We start from the raw sequence: 6,000 nt of genomic DNA, 5'->3' as shown, positions 1-6,000 counted from the left end.
AAATTTCGGAGTATTTGTTGAGGAAAAAGTGCCCCGGGATGATCTCGATGAAGCTGTTTGCTACGCCGATAAAGGGTTTTTCAAAGTCCTCGTCCTTTAGCCCCGTCGCTCTTAGCAAGCTTCTGTGCGGCGCGCGCGTATAGCCTTTTTTGATGATGTCGCTTCTCAAATTTGATCCTTTTGGTGAAATTTGGGCGATTTTATCGAATTTAGCTTTAAAAAGCTTAATTTAAATCAAATTTGAGTATATTTAAACTCTTTTAAAATAAGGGTAAAAATGCTTTTTAACTCATTTGCGTTTATAGTTTTTTTCTTACCGATTACTTTTGGAGTTTATTTTGTTTTAAATAAACTTAAATTCGTTCAACTCAGTATCTTTTGGCTCACGGTCGCTTCGCTATTTTTTTATGGATATTGGAATTTTATTTATATCCCGCTTATTTTAGGTTCGATTACGTTTAACTTCTACGTCGGTCATCTGCTCTGCGCTCACCCATCTCGCAAAAAACTTATTTTATGGGCGGGCGTCGCGGCAAATTTAGCCCTATTGGCCTACTACAAATACACCGACTTTTTGATAGAAAATTTTAACGGAATTTTCGGTACCGACGTACCTTTGCACCACGTTATTTTGCCTCTTGGCATTAGCTTTTTTACATTTACGCAAATAGCGTTTTTAGTGGATTGCTACCATGAAAAAGTAAAAGAACCCAGCTTCCTTCGCTACGCGCTTTTCGTTACGTATTTCCCGCATCTTTTAGCCGGTCCTATCATCCACCACGCCGAGATGATGCCGCAGTTTGCAAATTTACGTTTAAAGCGCATAAACTATAAAAATTTAAGCATCGGACTTTTTTTATTTTCGATCGGACTTTTTAAAAAGGTCGTAGTGGCCGATTTTTTCGCTAGATTTGCCCTTCACGGTTTTGACGTGTATACGACTCTTAGTATGAGCGAGGCATGGATCACGAGCCTTAGCTACACTTTTCAGCTATATTTTGACTTTAGCGGTTACACCGATATGGCGATCGGCATTTCATATATGTTTAACATTATCTTGCCGTTAAATTTCAACTCCCCCTACAAAGCGCTAAATATCCAAGACTTTTGGCACAGATGGCATATGACGCTTTCGAGATTTTTACGCGACTACATCTATATCCCGCTAGGCGGTAACCGTAAGGGCGAATACCGCACTTACGCTAACGTTTTTGCAGTATTTTTGCTAGGCGGACTTTGGCACGGGGCTGGTTGGATGTTTATCATCTGGGGCGCGCTACACGGGTTTGCGATGATGATTTGCAGATTTTACGGCGCGCATTTTCGCCCGATGAATAAATTTTTAGCTTGGTTTATAACGTTTAATTTTATAAATATCACTTGGATATTTTTCCGCGCCAGAGACCTAGATAGCGCGATGAAAGTGCTAAAAGGCATGTTTGATTTTAGCTCGGTTAAGATAAATTTTAACTACTTAGAGTACATAAGCAACTCTCTGGGATACAATCAAATAAATTTTATGGAAACACCGCAAATAGCCATGGGTACGTTCTGCGCTATTATGGGTATTACGCTTTTGGTTACGATTTTTGGGCGAAACTCGAACGAAATGGCCGCTAGAGCAAAATTTGGCTTTCTTACCGCACTCTTTACGGCATTTTTGCTTGCTTTGGTTTTTGCGATTAACTCCGGCGCGCAGGAGTCGCCGTTTTTGTACTTTAACTTTTAGGATTAAATTTGAAAAAATATAAAATTTTTCTTTTGACGCTTCCTATTTTGACGCTAGTTATGATCGCGTTTTATATGGCGTTTGCGATGTTTCTCATCAGGGTTTCGTCGGCTCATCACTACGCGTATAAAAACTACCTCATCTCAAATACGACCGAACAAAACCGTATCATCGTCGAAAGCGGCTCAAACTCCTATCACGGTATCAACTCCCAGATGCTTGAAAAGCACTTTGGCAAGCTGGTTATAAATTTAGCCGATCACGGCGGTTATCCGCTACGCCACAGACTCTACCGAGCGGCCAAACTAGCGCATAAAGGAGATATTTTTATCCTGCCTTTGGAGTACAGGTACTACATTAACGATGTTCCGCCCGATACTTATTACTACGGACTTTTTTTTGAGATTCACCATTTTTACGACTATTTACCGTTTTTTGAAAAGCTAAAAACTATATCGCAAATCCCGTTTCAAGCATTTATAAACGCGGCGATAAGAGACTATAAAGAAATAGCGGCGTTTGAGATAAATTTCGATAACTTTATCAACAAAAAACCTCAAGCCGTGCATGATTTTTCGCCGGATTTTAAAAACGGCGAACGCGGCGACTACAAATACATCGGCAAAGTAGAAGAAGCCAAAGACACGCAGATGGCGTGCCAAAAATACATATTTTTCACCGATTTTTCAGGCGGCAAAATCGGTATAAGCGATATTTTCAAAGAAAATTTAAATTTTATGAAAAAGCTTGAGCGCGAAAAAGGGATTAAATTTATCTTTACCTACCCGGCCGTCGCGGGCGATGATTGCTACGATCTAAACGACCCGCACGCCGCGGATAATCAAAAATTTCTAAAAGAGGTAAAAAAGCTCATCGAAGATAACGGCTTTGAGATGATCGGCGATTATAAAGATAGCTATTTCCCGCGTAAATTTCTGCACGACACGTGGTTTCATCTAGTACCCGAGGCCAGAGATATGCGCACGCAAAAGCTAATCGAAAATCTCGAAAAGTCAAAATACGCAAAAGAGCTACACGCGAAGTAAAATTTAATATTTACTAGCGAGCGTAAATTTGGACTTTTGCTTTCTAACTAAGTTAAATTTGAGTAAATTTTACTCACCGTCATAATTTTTCGAACTAGAATTTGAAGTAAATTTAACGCAGGTCTTTTTAAATAGGAAATCGAAATTTGACGTAGAAAAATATGCAAATTTGAGCCCGAAAGCCCAAATTTAAGCGCAAAGCAGAGAGATTACCTTGCGCTTAAAAAAGCTAGAACGCCTTTTGGTCGCATCTAGCCTAACGAAGATAAAAATTAATCCGCTACTTTCATCGCGCCGCCCGCGCCCAAACCGCCTTTTACGGTTTGCATTTTGTAGTTTCTGACGGCTTCTATTAGGTTATTCATCGAGTCGGTGAAGGCTGCTACTATAACCTTACCTTCAGGCGTATTAGCATAGGCCCCAAGTCCTCCGCCTACCTTACTACCAAATAAGCCTCCAAGTCCTGCAAAGTCCGTGTTTCTAGCGCTTCCCTCGGCTGCCGCTAACTGTACGCCCGATCGGTTTTCGATTAGCGTTAGAACAGTACTTACGTCGCTCGTGCTAAACCCGCCGGCTACGGTACCTGCAACCGAGCCGAAAAATGCGCCGACAACGCCGCCTAGTCCGCTAGTATTGCTCTCGCTAAATGTTATCGTAGGAGTTAAGGTATAGTCCGCGGCGACCATCTGACCTTTTTTGAAATTTGAGTTCTTTCTAAGCTCGCCCGACTCCATCAACGCGCGCTCTTCTAACATTTGGTTAAATGCCTTGCTACGCTCGACGACTACGAAGCAGTTTGACTGCTGAGCTAGGAGCCTAAGAACCGGGATAGTAGATGTTAGTTTGTACTGCCCGGTTACGACGGAGTACCAGTCGCTATTTCTATCCTCATAAATCGTAACCGTACCCATAGACTCGGTACATCTGGTTAGTCCAGAGTTAGTATTGTGCGCGCTTGAACCCGCAGCTGAGCCAGTAGCCGTCGTTTTAGCCCCAGGCGATCCCATACTCATCGACGACATACAACCCGTCAAAAGAAAAGGCAAAGCCAAAGTCGCAATCTTCGATGCGTTAAAAAACGATTTTTTCATTTATAACTCCTTAGATAAATTTACAAAATTGTAATATATTTGCGCTAAAAATTTACTTTATTTTAAATTTGATGTTATAAAATGATTTAGAAATAACCAGGAAGGATTTAACATGAAAAAACTTGTTTTAATCGCTATTTTTTCAGCGTTTTGTTTAAATTTGGCAAACGCTTACGACCGTTATTCAAACGAATCTTTAATAGTCATCCCGGATAACAGCTACAAATACAAAAAACGCCGCCACCGAGATAGATACGACGACGACGTAGTGATATATATGGACCCTCCATACGGCGGCTACAAACAAACCGACCGAGGCAGGGACTACCGCGACAAACTAGTCGATCAGTACATAAAAAACAATAACATAAAAAAAGGCGGCTCGAGCAAATCGGACGATCGAAGCTACGAGAGAGGCTATGACGACGGATACGACGATGGATACCGCGATAGACGCGACGATTATTACTATTCGCCTCGCCCGCAAGTAGGCATCCGCGTTAGATAAATTTGACGCCCGTTCGCCGCTAGTCGTCAAATTTGACCGGCGGCGAAATTTGATTTACGAATTTGATTTACAAAAAGGAAAATAATGCTAACCAACCCCGTCGTGATCAGTATCCTAGTGATGACTGCGCTTTGTTTGCTGAGATTTAACATCCTGCTTTCCATCCTCGTCTCCGCCCTAGTCGCGGGTCTCATCTATCACGGCGGATTTGCCGGCGTAGAGGCCTTTTTTGGCGCGCTAACAGCTACCACATCGACGCTGATAACCGGCATGAAAGGCAACCTAGAAACCTCGCTCAGCTACATCCTGCTCGGCGCTCTCGCAGCCGCGATAGCTAATACGAACCTAACGGCGATCCTCATAAACGCCGTTAGCAAGGCTCTAGCAAAAACCAGTACCTATTTCGCGCTTATCATCGCCGCGATCGCGTGCTTGTCGCAAAATTTGATTCCCGTGCATATCGCTTTTATCCCGATTCTCATTCCTCCGCTTTTGCCGCTGATGAACCGCCTAGGCATCGACCGCCGAGCCGTCGCGTGCGCACTAACTTTCGGACTAAAGGCGCCATACGTGAGCCTTAGCGTCGGTTTTGGCCTTATCTTTCACGGTATCATACAAAAAGAGCTCGCAAACAACGGCGTAACGGTACAGATGAGCGAGATCTCAAGCGTGATGTGGATAGGCGGAGCCTCGATGCTAGTCGGACTTTTTTTGGCGATTTTCGTCTTTTACCGCAAAAGACGCGACTACGCGCACACTAAATTTGAAACGAGCGAAGAGCAAGAGGCACAGTTGGCCGCAAGCCTAGAAATGACTAAAAAAGAGTGGGCGGTGCTAGGCGGCGCAGTAGTAGCCTTTGGGGTGCAAATTTACACAGAAAGCATGCCTCTTGGCGCGCTTCTTGGGCTTTTAGTCATGATAGCTTTGGGCGGTATCGAGTACCGTAAAATCGACAAAATCATGGATAGCGGCCTAGCGATGATGGGCTTTATCGCATTTATTATGCTCGTTGCCGCAGGCTTTGGCTCGGTTTTGCGCGAGAGCGGCGGTATCGAGCAGCTAGTGGGCTTTGCTAGCGAGGTGGTGGGCGGCAAAATAGGCGGCGCGATACTGATGCTAGCTATCGGTCTGCTCGTTACTATGGGTATAGGCACGAGCTTTGGCACGATACCGATCATCGCGGCGATCTACGTGCCGTTTTCGCTATCGCTGGGATTTTCTCCGGCGGCGATCATCTTGTTAGTTGGTATCGCGGCGGCTCTGGGCGATGCGGGCAGTCCCGCTAGCGACAGCACGCTAGGGCCTACGAGTGGTCTAAACGCCGACGGCCAGCACAATCACATCTACGATACGTGCGTGCCGACTTTTATATTCTTTAATATACCGCTACTAATCGGCGGCGTTATAGGCGCGATGATTCTCTAAATTTGGCGGCTCGTCTTTTTCCGCTATACGGCATTGAAATTTAAATTTTAAGCTCGGCAGACTATATGTCTAGCCTACGCTTAAAATTTAAATTCCGCCTTGCCTAGCGAAAAAATACTTCGCCTTGACTTTTTACGTTCAAATTTGAAGCCGAATTTGTAAATTTTGACTCATACACTCTTTTCCGTCGTTACCTTCTAC

At 43.9% G+C, this 6,000-nt stretch carries 5 protein-coding genes and 1 pseudogene; 4 read left to right on the top strand and 2 right to left on the bottom strand.

The window, feature by feature from the left end; genetic code table 11:
- Positions 1–169, bottom strand: a pseudogene (locus Q0394_RS07225) (dihydroxy-acid dehydratase); the annotation flags it as partial.
- Positions 170–277: 108 nt separating this feature from the next.
- Between Q0394_RS07225 and Q0394_RS07220 the strand changes: the two are divergent.
- A complete protein-coding gene (locus tag Q0394_RS07220) occupies positions 278–1,729 on the top strand; it encodes an MBOAT family O-acyltransferase (RefSeq protein ID WP_298946435.1) in 1,452 nt (483 codons plus the stop codon).
- A gap of 8 nt (positions 1,730–1,737) precedes the next feature.
- Positions 1,738–2,775 carry a hypothetical protein gene (locus Q0394_RS07215; protein ID WP_298946434.1) on the top strand — a complete coding sequence of 346 codons (1,038 nt, stop codon included), beginning with the start codon at positions 1,738–1,740 and terminating at the stop codon, positions 2,773–2,775.
- Positions 2,776–3,047: 272 nt separating this feature from the next.
- Here Q0394_RS07215 and Q0394_RS07210 read toward each other — a convergent pair whose 3' ends face one another.
- Complete coding sequence (locus Q0394_RS07210; protein ID WP_298057662.1) at positions 3,048–3,866, bottom strand: CsgG/HfaB family protein; 819 nt, start codon at positions 3,864–3,866, stop codon at positions 3,048–3,050.
- A gap of 112 nt (positions 3,867–3,978) precedes the next feature.
- On the opposite strand from Q0394_RS07210, the gene Q0394_RS07205 reads away from it, so the two are divergent.
- Entirely contained in the window at positions 3,979–4,374 is a 396-nt protein-coding gene (locus tag Q0394_RS07205; RefSeq protein WP_298946433.1) for a hypothetical protein, read from the top strand.
- Positions 4,375–4,458: 84 nt separating this feature from the next.
- The gene (locus Q0394_RS07200; RefSeq protein ID WP_298946432.1) at positions 4,459–5,799 is read left to right on the top strand and encodes a Na+/H+ antiporter NhaC family protein; all 1,341 of its coding nucleotides are present in this window, start codon (positions 4,459–4,461) and stop codon (positions 5,797–5,799) included.
- The last annotated feature ends 201 nt before the right edge of the window (positions 5,800–6,000 follow it).

Source organism: uncultured Campylobacter sp., from assembly GCF_938039205.1.
In the GTDB taxonomy this organism is placed as follows: Bacteria; Campylobacterota; Campylobacteria; order Campylobacterales; family Campylobacteraceae; genus Campylobacter_A.
Note: the sequence above shows the minus strand (reverse complement) of the source record. Positions and strands in the feature narration are given on the sequence as shown.